Source organism: Bradyrhizobium sp. JHI2711 (genome assembly GCF_056156565.1).
Map to the genome: position 1 here is coordinate 1 of NZ_JBPZPT010000010.1, position 17,377 is coordinate 17,377.

Below are 17,377 nucleotides of genomic sequence, written 5' to 3' on the forward strand. Positions count from 1 at the left end.
ATGCCCACAACCTCAACAACAGACGCAGACAGAGGCCCTCGCGGCCTCATATCAGAAAATCGGAGCGGCGAGAGTTCCAACTAAGAAGGCGGCGTCAGTGGTCCTGCTCCCGGGGTCCACTTCACTGATACGTGTCATCAAATGGATTGTTAGATAACTGACATTCCCGCGCAAGGTGAGGGCCCAAAACCAAGTGCAGGGGGCGCCGCACCGGAAGGACGCGGCGCCCCTGGCTGTATATGCGGCAGGCGAGTACTATTGGCCACTGTCTGATCCAGCGACAGTCACCCGCTCGTATAGCAGGATGGACTAGCCTTGCGACGACGTGGGATTAGCACGACCGCCAAATCCGGTTGGTGGGCCAGCGATCGCATCGGGTTCCTTCCGCGGAGCTGCAGATCGGGTTGCCAGAAGAACCGGTCCTCATAATCGGCACGGGAATTGCTGCCCCCCTCGTCGAACGACTGCTGTCAACGCGCGTCTGGGAGTGTGGCGCCTTAGGGCAGCCTCACCATTTCTATCGTTTGAACCCTCGCACCGAGACTACGAGTGTGCAGCCGCAAAATCTCAGAGCCACAACCTCAACGACGCAATCGTGGTGAGGTGGCTTACTAGGCTCCGTTCGCCACACGGTGTCGCGCGGCGATCAGGATGGAAGGCAGCGTCAATCAAGGTGAGAGAGTTTCGCTGGGCTCGTGACGTAGGGAGGGCGTAGCCCGACCGGAGTTACGAGCCCAGTGTCGGCGCGATCCCGAGGAGGACCGCGCCGACTGGTGATCGCGGCCAGCGGGGTTATGCAAGTGGTTCTTCCGCCAAGAGCAATCACTCGCGTGCCCGGCCGACACATCACAGATCACCAGATGAGGCTCTACATGAAGTACCGTCAGACCGATAGCCCGCCAGTGGCGGCGGCCAAGGCATCATTCAGTGCGTCGACCGCCTATCTGATCGAGAGAGACCCCCGATTTCCATCGCAAAGGAAGGCGCCCCGCGGCCGGCGACCGCCGGACCCGTTGAGCGACGTGTTCGAGACCGAGATCGTCCCGATCCTGAAGGCGGCACCTGGCTTACGCCCGGTGGCGGTGTTCGAGGAGATGCTACGGCGTCATCCGGATCTCGGCAGCGGTATCCGTCGTACCCTGGAACGATCCGTGCATGGCGGGCGATCCACGGCGAGGAGCAGGAGGTGATCTTCCGCCAAACCCACGAGCCTGGCCAACTCGGCCTCTCCGACTTCACAGACATGGACGAGTTGGGTGTTACGATTGCGGGTGCACCGTTGGATCATCGTCTCTATCACTTCCGTTTGGCTTATTGCGGGTTCGAGCACGCCCACGTCGTGCTTGGCGGCGAGAGCTTCGTTGCCTTGGCCGAAGGCCTGCAGAATGCCCTCTGGTCGCTCGGTGGGGCGCCGCGGGAGCATCGGACCGACAGTCTGTCGGCCGCATTCTGCAATCTCGATCGTGATGCACGGGACGATCTGACGCAGCGATACGAGGCCCTTTGTGCCCATTACGGCATGCGGCCTTCCCGCAACAATCGAGGCGTTGCTCACGAGAATGGTTCGATCGAAGGGCCCCACGGTCATCTCAAGCGAGCAATCGCGGACGCCTTTCTGCTGCGCGGAACTGTCGACTTCGACGATCTTGCAACCTATCGCGGCTTCATCGACGAGATCGTCAGCCGCCGCAATGCCCGCAACGCCAAGCGGATCGATAGCGAGCGCGTGGTGTTGCAGGAGCTGCCCGATCGGCGCACCTCCGACTACGAAGAGGTGATCGTCCGCGTGACATCGTCCGGCGGCTTCACCCTGCGCAAGGTGTTCTACACGGTGCCATCGCGCCTGATCGGTCACCGGCTGCGGGTGCGCCTTTACGATGATCGTCTCGACGTGTTCGTCGGCGGCACCCATCTCGTCACCCTGCCGCGTGGGCGGCCGCATCCCAATGGCAAGTACGACCAGGTCGTCGATTATCGGCACGTGATCCATTCCCTGCGGCGCAAGCCGATGGCGCTTCTCAATCTGGTCTACCGAGATCGGCTGTTCCCGCGCGATGCCTATCGGAAGACCTTCGATCGCTTGCGCGAACGCTTGCCGGACAAAAAAGCCTGCCGGATCATGGTCGATCTCCTCGCGCTCGCTCATGAGCGCGGCTGCGAGACCGAACTCGCCGATCAGCTCACCGCCGACCTCGAGGCCGGCCGACTGCCCGACCTCAACCGGCTACGTGCTCACTTCGCCCCCGATCCCGCCAACCTGCCGAACGTCGTGGTGCAGCTCGTGCCGCTTGCCACCTACGAATGCCTCATCGGTACCGCCGAGACCGGAGGTGCCGCATGAGCGTAACGAACACGGTTGATGCCGCGCGCCTCAATCTGTTGCTCAATGAGCTCCGGCTGCCTGCCATCAAGGTGCTGTGGGCGCAATTTGCCGAACAGTCCGACAAGGAAGGCTGGCCGGCCGGCCGCTTCCTCGCGACCATCGCCGAGCACGAGATCGCCGAACGCGGCCGCCGTCGGATCGAACGACACCTTGTCGAAGCACGTTTGCCCGCCGGAAAGACCTTCGACAGCTTCGACTTCGAAGCCGTGCCGATGATCTCGAAGGCGCAGGTGATGGCGCTCGCCGCCGGTGACAGCTGGCTGGGCAAGGGCGCCAATTTGCTCCTGTTCGGCCCGCCCGGCGGCGGAAAGAGCCACTTGGCGGCAGCGATTGGCCTGGCCCTCATCGAGAACGGATGGCGCGTCCTCTTCACCCGCACCACCGATCTCGTGCAGAAGCTCCAGCTGGCGCGACGCGAGCTCAACCTCGAGGCGGCCATCAATCGTCTCGATCGCTTCGATCTCCTGATCCTTGATGATCTCGCTTACGTCACCAGGGATCAGGCCGAGACCAGCGTGCTGTTCGAGCTCATCAGTGCACGCTACGAGCGCCGCTCGATGCTGATCACCGCCAATCAGCCATTCGGCGAATGGAACAGAGTCTTCCCGGATCCCGCCATGACCCTCGCCGCTATCGATCGCCTCGTTCACCACGCCACCATCGTCGAGATGAACGTCGAGAGCTATCGCAGACGGACCGCCCTCGCACGAAAACGCGGACCCGGACGGCCGCCATCGCACGCGACACCTAAAACCGTCGCTGATTGACGCTGCGCGACAATCAGAGTTCAACAAAACTCTTGCGCGCGACAATCATCGCGGCAATCATCATCGGGCCGCGACACTGCCTCGCCATCCTGATCGCCGCGCACTTCCTACCCAGATTGGCGCGCTACAACACGGCAAGGAGGAACGAGAGAAATGTGGCCGAAGTCGATCTTCACAATCAAGAAGTCTTGGATCCGCTGATTGGGCAATGCCAGCAACTGGTCAGGGAAGTGGCAATTCCCTAGCAATGGGAGGTGCTAAACGATCGCAATCCCGGGGCGATACCGAGCCACGCGGTAGAGAACTTCCGCGTTGCCGCCGGACGTGCGAGGGGCGAGTTTCACGGCGCGGTCTTTCAGGACAGTGACGTCGCAAAATGGCTTGAGGCGGCTGCATGGTCGCTATGCCAGACACCAAATCCAGAGCAGGAGAAAGCGGCCGATGAGCTCATTGAATTGATGGCGGCCACCCAATGTGGCGACGGCTATCTCAACACCTATTTCATATGAACGCGCCTCAGGAGCGCTGGACCAACCTAGCGGAGTGCCACGAACTTTATTGCGCGGGGCACTTGATTGAAGCAGGTGTCGCGTTCTTTCAGGCAACTGGCAAACGGCGATTGCTGGAGGTCGTTTGCAGGCTTGCTGACCACCTCGGCACAGTTTTTGGCCCAGAGCGCGATCAGTTGTACGGCTAGGAACGTGGCACGGAGCCGCACTTCTACGACATTGAGTAAGAGAAGCGCCAGCAATCCCGCGTCGCCAAATCCCACGGCACGCCTTGGATGATAAAAAACAAAGCGTACAGCCAAGCGCAGTTGCCGCTTTCGGAGCAGAGGACTGCAATAGGTCATGCGGTTCGTTTTGTATACCTCATGACGGCAGTAGCTCATCTCGCGCGTCTGCGCCAGAACGACCAGCAGCGCCAAACTTGCCTACGGCTATGGCAAAACATGGTTCAGCGCAAGATCTATATTACCGGAGCCATCGGCTCGCAAAGTGCCGGCGAAGCGTACAGCAGCGATTACGATTTGCCGAATGATACGGCGTATGCGGAAAGTTGCGTGTCGATTGGCTTGATGATGTTCGCGCGCCGTATGCTGGAGTTGGAACTGGACAGTCGCTATGCAGACGTGATGGAGCGCGCGCTCTCGGCGGTATCGCGTTCGACGGGCGCCATTATTTTTATGTTAACGGCTCGAAATGCATCCAAAAACGCTGAGGTCTAATGGCATCTACAATCATGTCTCGCCGGTGCGACGACCTTGGTTTGGCTGCGCCTGCTGTCCACCGAACATCGCACGGCTTTTCACATCCATTGGTCATTACATCTACACGCCCAGCACCGATGCGCTCTATGTAAATTTCTACGTTGGTAATATAGTAGCAATATCGGTCGACGGACACGCGCTGCGTTAGCTGATAAGCGGCAGCTATCCCTGGAGAGAAGAGGTAGAAATCGCCGTCGAATCTGCGCCGCCAATTGCCCACACGCTCGCCCTGCGCTGCCAGAATGGTACAGCGTGCCGCAGGCGAGCCTGAACGGCGAGCCCATGAATTGCGAGCCGCGCAGGAGCTATTTGCACATTCGCCGAGCGTAGCAGCAGGGAGATCGCGTCAAATTATCGCTGCCGATGCAAGTGCGCCGCGTATACGGCCATCAACTTTCCAATTTGGCCGGCAAGGTGGCCATCCAGCGTGGCCCCTTAATTTATTGTCTGGAGGAGGCCGACAACGGGACCGAGTTAGACAACGTTTGGCTTCACTCAGACAGCCGGTTTTCCCTTATGGAAGGAACAGGTCTCTTTAACGGCAAGATTATGCTGCAGGCGGACGGGGCGCGGTTGCAACGCACGCATTCTGAAGAAGCGGCGCTTTATAACTACGACAAATCGCCTGGACAGCTAGAACCGCAGCGGCTGACATTCATTCCGTGGTTCAGCTGGGATAATCGTGGCGAAGGCGAAATGCGGATTTAAATAGAGGAGCGCTAACGCCGGACGAGCGGGTCGCGCTTCCACGAGTCGACGTTAGACGGCCTTTCTGGCGCAGGCGATATCGTTGGTCAAAGTCTGGAAATCGGCCAATCTATGGAAGGCGGTGCGCGAGCTCCACTCGAACGTTGAAAAAATCCGAATATGAAGCGGCGGAACTCCGAAAAGAGTACGATCCGATTGGCATCAGCAGGTCAACCAGCGATCGGCCCAATTCCCAATAAAGGAGCTTCCTCGGAGGTGTTCGCGGCCTCTCATCAAACCTGATGAATGCCAATGGCACGAGCGTGCCGCCGTGTAGTTCGAAAGGAAGCCCTATGACAAGCCAAACGTGAGGGCGGCCACGTCAGGTTTTGGTAAGCCAGGCTCCCTATCAGCGCCGCTGGGCCTAACAAGCCTAAACAGATGCGGAAATGTATGTCCGACGGGAGCACCAATCGCCATGTATAATCGGATCAATGGCTCGTCCTACTTCCAATCCTCTGACTATGCCGAAACTGATGAGCAAATGGACGCGGACATCTTTGCGGATGCGTTCGCAAATATGCGCTTAGCCGAATCTGGTTCCAGTAGCAGTTCATCTGCGGCAACAAGACCGTATTCGCTCGTTTCAACCCCTCCCATAATAGAGTTCAAGGATTGTCAGTCATTCCGAAAAGCCGCGGAGGCCTATCATGGTGACGAAATCATGAAAATCGCCAACAACCCCCAAGAGTACTCCGACTTCGTGTCCGGCAAGGCAAGGCGAACTGCCGAAGTTGCCAAAGACTACGGGCGAACCCGAGATTCCGAGAAGGCGCGATACTTCAGCTACCAATTGGGCAACAAGAGTGTCGGACTTCTAAGAACGGAAGGCGGCGACAGCATGACCGAGTTCGACGTCGAAAGGTGGAAGAAGCTATTTCCTGGACGCAACGGGACTACCTCTACTGTGGATCTTCAAGTCGTTCATCCGCTTGTCGAGAACGCTGGCGACATCCTGCTCGAGCACCAGCTTCGACTAGACGGAAAACAGCCGCTGCTCAATTTGCGTCCGGCTAATTCGGAAGCAAGAGCCCGTGCGGCAAAGATGGGATTCGTCGAGGTTGACGCCGACAACATGGTTCTTGACCCAGCGAAGTCAGATAAGTGGGTAAGGAATAGCGACGGCGAATGGCAGCGCAAAGGTACTGCTGCGCGGTATCTTTCCAAAGCTGACGACAGTGAAGGTAGTGATACCGAGATCTCAGCGAGCCCCTCAACATACGACTATGAGGATGATTTTATGTGACAATGGGATCACCGGTGATTTGGCCCGATGGAGTAGACCAATCTAGCGTGCTCCGGGCTCCTCTGTGTTTATCGCCTTTTCGGCTGAGAGTTCCTCTGAGTTGGCTCAGAATACTGTCCGCAGAGTGCTTCTTGGCTTAGCGGTTGCTGATTTGTTTGAGCCTTGGAAGTAGGGGCTCACTGCGGAAGGCAATTGCGACAATGCTCGCTGCGGAGAGGACCTGGATGGGGTGCCGCCAAAGTGCGCCCGGCCGCCGAGGGCCGGGCGTGTTGTGCCGAGTCGTTGGACGGCTTGGAGCCAGAAGTTGTCTACAGATGGCGCCTACGAAGTAGTAAGGGTGTGGGCGCCTGCCGCGAGTCGGTGGGCAAGGAAATGCACAGCGAAGCGGCGCCCGATGGGCAAGACGGCTGGCATGCGTCAACGGACATAACGACGCCGAGAGCACGATCATCGTGCAGAGCACTTTCACCAGAAAAGCCTCAACAGAAGACACGCGGCGGTTGTCCTGGGCGAAGCTCCGTTATCATCGTCACTGCAGTCGGCTGCGAACAGCCAAACTCTTGCTTTGTCGATCGCTCTCGGCCAGCTCCGCTCTGCAATAGAACATATAGAAACGATCCAGACGAGTTAAGAAGGGCTCAGGGTCGTCGATTGCTTTGGGTGAGCATTACATTGAACGTCGATCTGCAGAATGAGTCGAGCTGGCGTACCCTTCCAGCACTCGCAGCGATAAGGTTGTTCTGCACCAATGTAGCCGCCCGGCGATGGTCGCTAAAGTGTCGACAAGCGACAATTGGCCTCTCGCTCGCTTGATTTTAGAGCAAGTAGCATCTTTGACTCGAAGAGGTTGATCGGCGGCGAGATCGACGCGTGGAGCGTTTAGATCGGACACCAACCCAAGCCGCAGATGGATTGCATCAGATGTCGCGCCGGCCGTCATACGCGTTCAGTGCGGTGTCGAGGCATTCGATTAACGCTTGTCCTGCAAAGGGTTTGGCGAGGAAGCCAATCGCCCCGGCGTCCAGGGCTGACGCGCGCACGCGCTCGTTGGGGAAAGCTGTAATGAAAATGAATGGTGCGTCGTAACCACGCGTCCGCATCTCTGCCAGCAGCTCCAGCCCGCTCATAGCCGACATCTGCACATCGGTGATGACACAGGATGTCTCATTCAAGTACGGCGACCGCAGGAGTGCCTCGGCCGACGCAAATATCTGCACGACGTAGCCACGCGATTTCAGAAGGTTTTCTGTCGACGCACGGACGGAGACGTCGTCGTCAACGACGGAAATCAAAGGCGTGGACAAGATGAGCCCTCCAGACGCAGTACAGCGGCAGCCAAAGCGCTAGCCACTTTCGGCGAAAAGTGGGCTTAAGTGATGGAATTGTAAAATCATACTTGCGTTTGTTCGGAACGATCGACGCGAATTCCCAGCGTCTCGCTCATTCTGATCAGGTCGGCCAGCGACCGGGCACGCATCTTTTTCATTACGTGACCCCGGTAAATCTTCACCGTAATCTCGGCGAGCCCAAGTTCGCCGGCTACCTGCTTGTTCATTAGGCCGGCCGCGACCAGTTTCATCACTGCCTGCTCGCGCGGGCTTAAGGTCTCAAATAGAGACTGCAGATTCACGACGGTTCGCTGAGCTTCCCGTCTTTTGCGATCTCGTTCGGTCGCCGCAACCACGGCATCAAGCAGTTCCTGATCGCGGAACGGCTTGCTGAGAAAATCGACCGCACCTCCCTTCATGGCCTTGACGGTCATGGGAATGTCGCCATGGCCGGTGATGAAAATGATCGGGATGTGTATGTTCAACCTGGCCAGCTCGGTCTGGTAGTCAAGGCCGCTCAGGCCTGGCAGCCGGACATCAAGAACTAGACAGCTTGTGACGTCCGGAATTGTGCTCTGCAGCATTTCACGGGCCGATCCAAACGCCACGACCTCCAACCCTACCTGTTGAAAAAGGTTCGTAAGCGAGCGGCGCACCGAGATGTCATCCTCAACGACAAAAACGATGGCCTTCGTCGAGGCCTCGGCATTGCTACCCTCACCTGGCGAGTCAAATCGTCCTGTCACTGGAGGGCCTCCTTGTGTACGGGCAGGACAAACTGGAAGGTCGCGCCCGGTTCATTTTTCTGGAGAAGCGATAGCCGCCCTCCATGAGCTTCCACGATAGAACGGCAGATCGAAAGGCCCATTCCAAGGCCACTCGGCTTGGTGGTGAAGAAGGGATCCAAGACGTGGTCAGCGTCCTTCTCGGCGATCCCGACGCCGCAATCGGCCACTGCAAGCTGCACGTGCCCCAGATCGTCCTTGGATGATCGAATTAGAAGTTCGCGCGGCCGGTCGGTAACTGCGTCCATCGCCTCAATTCCGTTCATTACCAGATTGATGATCACCTGTTGTAGCTGAATTCGGTCACCGAGGATCCTCGGCGGCGCGGCCGCCAACTCGGTTCGCAACGTCACTCGGTGGCTCACCAGCTCTCGTGTTACCAGCGCAATGACCTCCCTAACGACCTCATTAATGTCGAGTGGCACCATCTGAATCTCGCCTTTCTTCGCGAGCGCGCGAACACTGCGGATCACCTCGCTTGCCCGGATTGCGTCTTCGATGATCCATTCCACTGAAGAGCGCGCGGCGGCAAGATTAGGAGCTTCCCGAGCCATCCAGCCGAGGCACGCATCGGCGTTGTTGAGAATAGCGGCGAGTGGTTGGTTTATCTCGTGAGCGATGGAAGTCGTCAGTTCTCCTAACGTCGTTACACGCGTGACATGTGCAAGCTCCGCTTGTGCCTTTCGCAGCTCTTGTTCGGCCTGATCAGCGCGAATGAGAGCCGTTATGTCAGTGCTGACGCCCCGATAGCCCAGAAAAGTTCCGTTTCCATCGAAGAATGGCTTGCCACTCGTACGGACATAGATCGGAGATCCCGTTCGATTCACGGTACGGTAGATGAGATCCCGAAACGGCAGATGCGCCTGCAACGTCGCCCGATGCTGACGCCACTTCTCGGGTTCCTCTTCCGTGTCGCAAGCAATGTCCCAGCGAAGCAGGCCCATCAATCCTGTCGCCAAGATTCCCGCAGCGCTGGTGTGCTCGGACAAGTGAGTGACCCGATGATCCGGCCCAGTTTCCCAGAGCCAGTCGGAAGCTGTCTCGGCGTAGTCGCGAAAGCGCTGCTCGCTTTCGCGCAGCGCGACAAGTGTGTTTTCCAGGCGTTCCCTAGCTGCGTGCTGCTCGGTGACATCCATATGTGTTCCGATCAGCTCGCTGACATTACCATCGCTGCCGAGGACAACGTGTGCAACGGAGTGTATGCGCCTTATCCCGCCATCTGGCAGAAGAATACGAAAATCATACTCGAACCGTTCTTCCACGTGTTCAATCGCCTGCCGCAGCACCTCCTGTAGCCGCGGCAAGTCGTCCGGATGGATGCGCGATCGAATGGTCTCGATCGATACCGGCTCTTGTGGGCTAAAGCCAAACAGACGATCGACCTCGGCGGAGCGATACACGAAATCTAGGCCGTAGACGTCCCAGGACCAGCTGCCTGTGTGAGTGAGATGCTGGGCCTCGGCCAGATAGGCCTCGCTGCGGCGCAGCTGCTGTTCTGCTCGCCTCGCCGCCGTAATATCCGTAGCTGCCCCAACAAACTCGATGTCACCAGAGGCTGTCCTCGTGGCTCGTGCCTGCGCATGAATGTGCTTTACCGAGCCGTCCGGTAGCAGAAGCCGGTATTCGTGCTCGAAATCGCTCGGGTCTCGCATCGCGCGATCGATAATTTCTTTAACCGAAGCCCTATCATCGGGATGAGTGCGCTCAACGACGAGCTGCGGCCCCGGTGGCACTGTCTCAGAATCTAATTGGAAAATCCGAAATGTTTCCTTTGACCAGAAGGCCTCGCCCGTAGCAGGGTTCCAGCTGAAGCTGCCTGTGTGACTCAACTCCTGCGCCTGGGCCAAATGTGCTTCGCTCCGCTGCAGGGCAAGTTCAGTCCGCCTTCGCTCCGTTATATCTTCGCAGGCGACAAGGATAATGGGCCGCTCATCCGCCCAGAGCATGGCTTTGGCGATTTCACGTACCCACAATACCGAGCCGTCCTTCCTGACCTTCTGGACGTCCCACGTGCGCGTTTGTCCGACATCCTCCAGGCACGTCCGAACGCATTCACGAACGAAGGCGCGATCCTCCTCGAGAAATACCTCCAGCACGGATTGACCAATCAGTTCAGCACGAGCATAGCCGAGTTGTGTCGCGCCGAATGTATTGACGTCGAGGACAGTGCCGGCTTCATCGACCATGAAGTACATGGCCGGATTGTGCTCGAAGATGGCGCGCCACCGCTTTTCCCGATCCTCCAAATCGGCCGCACTCCGCTGAAGCTTGGCCGCAGCCACACGCGCAGCCTCGCTTTCCTGGCGCAGCTTTCCGATCAGGTGCGCTCCCACAATCGAGGCAATAAAGAATGCAACAACCACGGGCAGATCTTGGGGGTCATCGATTCGCAGGCTGAACGCCGGCGGCGCAAAATAATAAGCGAGAGCAGCAACGGCTACGATGCAAAGCGCGGACGACGCGATGAAGCTGCCCATCAACGAAAACAGTAACACCACTAACAAATAGGCGAACGCCGTGGGGGCGAAATGCGCGTGAAGGTACAAGCAAGACAGTGTTACCACCGCCAGCGTTATGGAGCCGAAGGTAAACTGAGGGGCTGAGCGCTTTAAACTGCTGATCTGGCTACGCATTTTGATACTGTCCGGCCTGTTCTCCGGCGGGAGAGCTATAACATTTTAGGCAAAAATGGGGCAATACTCGGCACCAGCACCTGCTGTGAGCGGTTCCGAGATCGATTGCTTGCTGAACTGAGCACGCGCGAAGAAAAAACGCATCACAGACATACGTATAGTCGTCCTAAACCTTTCAATATGGCCACTATCGCGCGCTGACACGCCTAGAATCGAAGCTGAGATGTCTACTTTCCTCCGCTGCCGATAACCTCCAGGCAGGCGCTTGAGGCTGCAGCCGAGGACAACTCCCTTACGCCAGCCGGACGAGGACAGCGGCTGCAGTTCGGCCAAGACGTTGAGCCGAAACAATCAGGCGCGCCTCGCCGAACCGGAAAGAACAGGGACAAGCTGCCGGCCGATTCATCTCGCCGTTGCGATCGGCATGCGGAAGAAAGCGCAACCGTCTCGTGCCGAGATACGAAGGCGAAGTTACGCGACTGCCTTGCATGCCCGAGGGCCATCACGCCTAGGTGAGAGGACTTGTCTCCGGTCAGCCGTTGAGCGCGCGCGAACGACGCCGAACCGAACACTAGCCGTGTGCGAGCCGGCATGGCTCCGTCGAGGTGCCATCTAATCCATGCTGATCACACCCATCACGATCTAATGCGGCAGCACGGACCGTAACAAGGGATGACGAGTTGCGTCAGCAAGATCGCTACCACGTCGTTGGTTGGGCGAGGCCAGTGCAGTGACCGCGCGCATTGGCAATTGTAGGCGGAGCAACACCTAGGTCCGTCAGGCTGGACAAGTTCTGTCGCAGTCCTGTTATCTGGCACGGCAAAATGTCGCAGAAGCGTTCAGATGGCGGGAGCTTGACGCGAAAGACGCGCTTGATAATGACCGTTAAAAAGCTCCGGCTCTTTTGCCCGGCTGGCATCTTTTCAGGGCGGCTGCGGGGGGGGGGCGAAGCGGGACAAGATCTGCGCACTGGAGATCGCCCTTGAAAGTTCCGGCTCGTGTCAAGTCGGCTGTGTCTTCGAACTACGAGAAATGTGGCTGCGCTTGCATTTGACGCGTCTTCGAATGGCTGTGGTTAAGATCCGGGACCTATCTCATCGTGCGTCGATAGTGGTGGAAACGTTGGGCTGGTTGAGCCGGGCCTGCAGCGTCGCGTGCTCCAGCTCGTCCTCCCACCAAGATATGAACACGGCCGCGATGCCATTGCCGGTGATGTTAGTAAGGGCGCGCACCTCGCTCATGAACTTATCGATCGAAAACACAATTGCCATGCCCGGCACCAGCGCTGGATTGACCACCGACAACGTCGCAGCGAGCGTGATGAAGCCCGCGCCGGTGACGCCGCTTGCTCCCTTCGACGTCAGCATTGCAACGAGCAGGATGGTGAGCTGCTGGCCAAAGGTGAGCTCGACCCCGAGTGCCTGGGCAATGAACAATGTCGCAAGTGTCATATAGATATTGGTGCCGTCGAGGTTGAAGGAGTAGCCAGTTGGCACCACCAGGCCGACCACGGGCTTGGAGCAGCCCAGCCGTTCGAGCTTCTCCATTAATTGCGGCAGAGCGCTTTCAGAGGACGAAGTGCCGAGCACGATCAGAATCTCATCCTTGATATAGACAATGAACTTGAAGATTGAAAAGCCGACGAGGCGCGCGATCAAACCGAGCACCACCACAACAAACAGCGCCGCAGTCGCGTAAAACAGAGCGATCAGACCGATCAAATTGCCGAGTGCTGCCGGCCCGAACTTGCCGACGGTGAAGGCCATGGCGCCGAAGGCGCCGATCGGAGCCGCTTTCATGATGATAGCGATTACGCCGAACACCGCGTGCGCGACGTCGTCGATCATGCCGCGCAGACGCTCCCCACGCTTTCCGAGCGCCATCAACGAAAAGCCGAATAGAATCGCGAACAAGAGAACCTGCAGAACATCGCCGCGAGCGAAGGCGCCCACCACGGTGTCGGGAATGATGTTGAGAAAGAAATCGACGGTCTTCGAGGCTTCCGCCTGCTTCACGTAATTGGCGACCGCCGCAGCATCCGGCTTGAGCGCAAGACCATGGCCGATTTGGACCAGATTGCCCATAACAAGGCCCAACAACAAGGCAAAGCTGGAGACGATCTCGAAATAGACCAGCGCCTTGACGCCGACGCGCCCGACTTTCTTCGCATCCTGAATATGCGCAATACCGGATGTAACGGTGCAGAAAATAATCGGCGCGATCACCATCTTGATTAGCTTGATGAATCCGTCACCAAGCGCCTTGACCCAGTCGTTGGTCGCGACGGACGGCCATAGGCAGCCGACCATGGCGCCAATCAAAATCGCAATCAGCACCTGCACGTAGAGAATCTTATACCAAGTTTGCGACGCGCGCGCGGGCGCCGCAGTTGACATGGTGGTCATGACGCTTCCTTCCCGAATATAGTCGAATGTGAGCCGCCGCGTCTTTGAGAGGCGACAGCGTCATACGAGACTCATTTTAGCCGTGTGCGATTGAAGACGGTTCCGAGAGTCGGCGCGTCGTTCCAAAGGCAGGCGAGTTGCGTTTATCCTTTCTCTTAAGCAAGATCTGCACCAGATGCCCAAAGTGCGCCGACTAAGCAGTGGCGGACAAACCGTCTGTCTCCGGCGGCATGGGTTTGAGTGCTCGGACCGCGTTCGCAAGGTCGAACAAAAAGTTCTAGCGTGACTCGTAACTTCATCGGCTGGGCGCATTAGCGGAGTCACGTCTCGGCCCCGAAGCTCTAGCGGGATCGATATACGCCGACTGCTGAGATGGATGCAACAGTACGTGACATCGGTAAAATTCATAGTTTGGATCGTAGGCATCCACGCGATGGAAGCCTGGCTTAGGAACTCGATTGCGCGGAAGAATCTTTGATCAATGCACTGCGCTGTCGCTAACGGCAAGGCTCGTTCACGGGGCATTGTCTCCAGGCCTGTGCTAGCGCTGCGCATTAGGCAGATTGGTCGGCAGGCGGCCTTCGCTCTCGGCTCCTCGTGCCTTTTGCCGCGTCGCAGAAGCAGCTTACAGCTAGATCGTTCCCGTTACTTACGGCAGTCTTGCTGAGATCCGTTCCATTGCCAGCGCGGCGAGTGCGGCGGTTGAGCCATCGACGAATCAAACAAGCATGTCTGGGGGCGTCAAAATCTGCCCTTCGTTGCGCGGCGTGTCGCTGTCTGCTCGGCAACAAAGATGCCAGAAATCTGACAGAGCGTTAGGTTCACGCCAGGGTGACGTCGCCGTCTATGCGAATTTCGCACGTTGAGCATAGAACGCGCCACAGTTCGCACGCGGCACAGCAATTGCTGATGACGAACGAGGAGCTTCCGCCGTCGGATGGATGGAAGTGACCCAGTCACAGGAGTTGCCGATGAGGCTTGCGATGCTGCTGTTGCTCGCAGAAACGACGCGCGATGTGGCGGCCGCCACGAAGTGCCGCGCGACTAAAGGGCGATCCGCGCCACATCCCTGGACGAGCCGGACGTGCAGGCGCTCACTCGGCCGACACGGCGACCTGCTCGCACTTTTGGGCTGATCCACATGGATGTCTTTTCGGCAGAGATTTCGCAGTCAGTTGCGCTCACGATTGAGCTCGCCAGCGTGACGACCGTGATCCTCCTCCTGATTGGTGTCCCCCTCGCTTGGTGGCTGGCGCGCTCAAAGACTCTTTTGAGCGAGGCGGTGGCGACGATGATCGCCCTGCCGCTAGTGCTACCGCCTACGGCTCTCGGTTTTTGCGTACTCGTGTTGCTCGGCCCCAACGGACCGGGTGGCGTCCTCGCCTCTTTGTGGGGCGAGCGCACGCTCGCTTTTACCTTCGCAGGAATCGTGGTCGGATCGGTCCTCTCGGCGCTGCCGTTGGTGGTGCAGCCGATCCGTAACGCCTTTGTTGCGATGGCGATTGCCCGTTGAAAACTACAGGGCGCGTTTCGTCGTTGTATGCCTTCATTACCATCAGCGGGCCGCTGGCGCGATTGGAGTTTGTTAAAGCTGCCGTGATTGGGTTTTCTCATACGATCGGCACATTCGGCGTCGTGATGATGATCGGCGGCAACATTCCTGGGCGCACCAAGGTCTTGTCAGCCCACGTCGTAGACTACGTCCAAGCGTCTCGCTGGCGCGAAGCGAGTGTGGTTGCCGGCGGTATGGTGATGTTCGCCTTTGCGGCTATCTTCACCTTAGCCCTCATCGACAGACACTGTGTCAAGAGAGGCATTGAACCGTCCTAGGCTTGCCCGCCGGACACATCCGATCACGACCGAGCAGCAGTATTGCAAGCCGGATCTGCAACCACCGCGCACAGAACGCTTTTACTGGCGGTCTCGCGAGCGAAGAACTCGTCTAGCGAGTTCACCTGGACCGGCGCCTACGGGACACAATTGTTCTGCGACCCAAAGGAGCATCTCGTCGTGGACGGCAGCGCCCGGCCGGATCGCGCTAGTGCTTCAATAACGAGATCGCCTCCGCTATCGAGAAGAAGCTCTTAGCGGGTTTGGTATCGCGATGCGCCAAGACGATCGCGCATTGCTATCGATCGGCTCGCGCGATGAACGCTCCTGTAATAGCTCTGAACATCCAGGCTCTCGCCTAAAATATGCAGCGATGCGGTGCGGCGAGCCGCTTTGAATGAAGGCAGATCGGGTCGATCAGACCTAAAAAGCGAACGCTGCGTGCGCCTCGGGGCTCACATTGCGGCTTCTCTTCGTCGCTCGACAGCCGCTTTGGTACGGGCTGCTTGCGCAGTTGCGACTATGAGCGGCTTTAAGCGCCCCAGGGGCAGTGCGGTCCCCGTCAACTGCACCAATTCTATTCAACAATCGGCATGAGGCATGAGTGTCGCGTCTGCAAGAGCGAGCAGGACGTAGTCACCGTGCAGTGATGAACCATCGTGTCGCTCTGTTGAACTGATCACATCGATGTCCAAAACCGGACACCATTAGCATGACAGATCAATGGCGCAGCTCGTGGCTCGCTGGCTGGTTTCGACTGTCATCAAATCCAGAAGCGGTGGCGTGCCATCTGTCAAGTGTTTCGCTGCTGTGGCTTGTTTCTTGCTGAACGTCAGTAATTCGTTTCGGTCGACGACAACTCACATGGAAGGCTTAATGGGTGGTGCAACAGAAACGTTCTACAGCGTGATCAGACGTCAGGGTATCACGCGTCGTAGTTTCCACAAATTCTGCAGTTTGACTGCCGCGAGCTTGGGACTCGGTCCGCTCGCCGCAGGCAGAATTGCCAACGCCCTAGAGACCAAACCGCGTGTGCCCGTCATCTGGCTGCACGGGCTCGAGTGTACCTGCTGCTCGGAAAGCTTTATCCGCTCGGCCCATCCATTGATCAAGGACGCGCTGCTGTCGATGATTTCGCTCGACTATGACGATACGATCATGGCGGCGGCAGGACACCAGGCCGAAGCCATCCTGGAGGAAACTCGTGCCAAGTACAAAGGCAGGTATGTGCTCGCCGTCGAAGGCAATCCGCCGCTGAACGAGGGTGGCATGTTCTGCATTGACGGCGGCAAGCCGTTCGTTGAAAAGCTCAGGTACATGGCGGAAGAGTCCATGGCGGTCATCGCTTGGGGCACGTGTGCGTCCTGGGGATGCGTGCAAGCGGCCAAGCCCAATCCGACTGGCGCGGCGCCGATCGATAAGGTGATCACCAACAAGCCGATCATCAAGGTGCCCGGGTGCCCTCCTATCGCAGAGGTTATGAGTGGCCTCCTGACTTTCATGACCACGTTCGGAAAGCTTCCGGAGCTCGATCGCCAAGGCCGTCCCAGTATGTTCTATTCCGAGCGGATTCACGACAAGTGCTATCGGCGTTCCCATTTCGACGCTGGCCAATTCGTCGAAGAGTGGGACGATGAGTACGCACGCAAGGGCTATTGCCTGTACAAGATGGGCTGCAAGGGGCCAACCACCTACAATGCTTGTTCGGCCATTCGGTGGAACGGCGGCATTTCATTTCCGATTCAATCCGGCCACGGCTGCTTCGGCTGCTCCGAAGACGGCTTCTGGGATAAGGGATCATTTTACGACCGCCTCACAACCATCAAGCAGTTCGGCATCGAGGCGAACGCCGACCAGATCGGCATGGCCGCTGCCGGCGTAGTTGGGCTAACCGTCGCTGCCCACGCGGCGCTCACCGCCGCGAAGCGGTTGACCCACAAGCGGGATCGCGCAGCCCACAAAAGCAAATCGACTTGAGGAGGG

10 protein-coding genes and 3 pseudogenes are annotated in these 17,377 nt (G+C 58.2%); 9 read left to right on the forward strand and 4 right to left on the reverse strand.

All coding sequences use genetic code 11. From position 1 onward, the window contains the following. The first annotated feature begins 830 nt into the window (after window positions 1-830). From istA to ACTEK7_RS35245, 7 genes and pseudogenes are all read left to right on the forward strand, one after another. Window positions 831-2,341 (forward strand): annotated as a pseudogene (istA, locus tag ACTEK7_RS35215) (IS21 family transposase). Next, window positions 2,338-3,150 carry an IS21-like element helper ATPase IstB gene (gene istB, locus ACTEK7_RS35220; protein WP_225129633.1) on the forward strand — a complete coding sequence of 271 codons (813 nt, stop codon included), beginning with the start codon at window positions 2,338-2,340 and terminating at the stop codon, window positions 3,148-3,150. The pseudogene istA and the gene istB overlap by 4 nt, the downstream one beginning before the upstream one ends. Continuing rightward, window positions 3,147-3,395, forward strand: a complete 249-nt coding sequence (locus ACTEK7_RS35225) for a hypothetical protein (protein WP_225129631.1) — start codon at window positions 3,147-3,149, stop codon at window positions 3,393-3,395. Before istB ends, ACTEK7_RS35225 begins: the two co-directional genes overlap by 4 nt. Before the next feature lie 9 nt (window positions 3,396-3,404). Continuing rightward, window positions 3,405-3,659: a beta-L-arabinofuranosidase domain-containing protein gene (locus ACTEK7_RS35230; RefSeq protein WP_345944108.1), complete on the forward strand. Its 255-nt coding sequence runs from the start codon at window positions 3,405-3,407 to the stop codon at window positions 3,657-3,659. Beyond that, window positions 3,656-4,378: pseudogene (locus tag ACTEK7_RS35235) on the forward strand (beta-L-arabinofuranosidase domain-containing protein). The gene ACTEK7_RS35230 and the pseudogene ACTEK7_RS35235 overlap by 4 nt, the downstream one beginning before the upstream one ends. A gap of 405 nt (window positions 4,379-4,783) precedes the next feature. Then, window positions 4,784-5,128: a hypothetical protein gene (locus ACTEK7_RS35240; RefSeq protein ID WP_249786627.1), complete on the forward strand. Its 345-nt coding sequence runs from the start codon at window positions 4,784-4,786 to the stop codon at window positions 5,126-5,128. A 457-nt stretch (window positions 5,129-5,585) separates the two neighbouring features. Continuing rightward, entirely contained in the window at window positions 5,586-6,413 is an 828-nt protein-coding gene (locus tag ACTEK7_RS35245; RefSeq protein WP_225129630.1) for an Effector protein NopP, read from the forward strand. Between the two features lie 917 nt (window positions 6,414-7,330). Here ACTEK7_RS35245 and ACTEK7_RS35250 read toward each other — a convergent pair. The 4 genes from ACTEK7_RS35250 to dctA form a co-directional block, all read right to left on the reverse strand. Continuing rightward, on the reverse strand, window positions 7,331-7,717 hold the full coding sequence (locus ACTEK7_RS35250) for a response regulator transcription factor (protein WP_225129628.1): 387 nt from the start codon (window positions 7,715-7,717) through the stop codon (window positions 7,331-7,333). Between the two features lie 86 nt (window positions 7,718-7,803). Beyond that, entirely contained in the window at window positions 7,804-8,487 is a 684-nt protein-coding gene (locus tag ACTEK7_RS35255; RefSeq protein ID WP_225129626.1) for a response regulator transcription factor, read from the reverse strand. Further along, window positions 8,484-11,159 carry a PAS domain S-box protein gene (locus ACTEK7_RS35260; protein ID WP_225129624.1) on the reverse strand — a complete coding sequence of 892 codons (2,676 nt, stop codon included), beginning with the start codon at window positions 11,157-11,159 and terminating at the stop codon, window positions 8,484-8,486. The genes ACTEK7_RS35255 and ACTEK7_RS35260 overlap by 4 nt, the downstream gene beginning before the upstream one ends. A 1,094-nt stretch (window positions 11,160-12,253) precedes the next feature. After that, complete coding sequence (dctA, locus tag ACTEK7_RS35265; RefSeq protein ID WP_225129623.1) at window positions 12,254-13,564, reverse strand: C4-dicarboxylate transporter DctA; 1,311 nt, start codon at window positions 13,562-13,564, stop codon at window positions 12,254-12,256. Between the two features lie 1,141 nt (window positions 13,565-14,705). Between dctA and ACTEK7_RS35270 the strand changes: the two are divergent. Beyond that, window positions 14,706-15,394, forward strand: a pseudogene (locus ACTEK7_RS35270) (molybdate ABC transporter permease subunit). 876 nt (window positions 15,395-16,270) lie between these two features. Then, window positions 16,271-17,371: a hydrogenase small subunit gene (locus tag ACTEK7_RS35275; protein WP_225129656.1), complete on the forward strand. Its 1,101-nt coding sequence runs from the start codon at window positions 16,271-16,273 to the stop codon at window positions 17,369-17,371. The last annotated feature ends 6 nt before the right edge of the window (window positions 17,372-17,377 follow it).